The sequence below is a fragment of the Corynebacterium variabile genome (genome assembly GCF_006539825.1).
GTDB classification, from domain to species: Bacteria; Actinomycetota; Actinomycetes; order Mycobacteriales; family Mycobacteriaceae; genus Corynebacterium; species Corynebacterium variabile.
The window spans coordinates 1-946 of the sequence record NZ_BJNT01000063.1 but is presented as its reverse complement, the minus strand read 5'-3'; the positions used below and the strand labels follow the sequence as shown (position 1 = coordinate 946).

Below are 946 nucleotides of genomic sequence, written 5' to 3'. Positions count from 1 at the left end.
GGAGTGGATCAGTGACCTCAAGATGTAGTTGGCTTTGTTCCTGAACCCCAACGCGATACCGCGCAGGTGCTCCAGTTTGCCGTTGATGTTCTCCACCGGCCCGTTGGACGCACCGGTATCGAAGTAGGCGAGGATGTCGGCTCGCCGCCGCCACAGCGTCTGCCCCAGCACCCGCAGTTCCCGCAGGTCGTTGGGGATCTTCACGTGCAGCGCCTTGATGACCTTGAACATCCGCAGCTTCCCGTCGCGTGGACGGTCCGCCTGGTACGCGGCGAGAATCTCCTGGTAGAAGTGCCAGGTCACCTGCACAGCAAGGTGCGCTTGACTGGTGAGCACGTCATCGAGTTTCACCGCGTTGGCCGGCGTGACCAGGGACTTCCTCGTCAACAGGATCCGTCTGATGCCGTACAACGGGTCCCCGGACCGGCCACGGTGGCCCATCGTCTCGTTCTGTACCCGTTGCCGACATGCGGTGAGCTTGTCGATGGCCAGGTGGACGACATGGAACGGGTCCATGACCTGCCTGGCCTGGGTCAGGTGCTGAGTCGCGGCTTTCGCGTAGCCGGTGAACCCGTCCATGGTCACCACGCGGATCCGGTGGCGGAACGTGCCGCCGCGGGCGTCGAGCCAGTCGCCGAACGCATCAGCCGACCGACCGGGCACCATGTCCAGCAGACGGGCCGATCCGACGCCGTCGACCAGTGGGGTCAGGTCCACGATGACGGTGACGAACCCGGGGGACCCGTCGCCCCGGACATGCTTCCACTTATGCTCGTCGACGCCCCAGGACCCGGACCCGATCCAACCGGGACGGATCCTGGTAGGACAGGTGCCGGCAGGCTGTCAGGGCCAGCTGGTTGGTCTTGTCCCAGCCGATGCCCAGCCCACGTGCGCAGGCCTTCACGCTCATGCCGTCGCACGCCATGCGCTGCAGGATCCAGCGGGT

Annotated in this window: 1 pseudogene; it reads right to left on the bottom strand. The window is 65.4% G+C overall.

The window, feature by feature from the left end:
- Window positions 1-946, bottom strand: a pseudogene (locus CVA01_RS14770) (ISL3 family transposase); the annotation flags it as partial.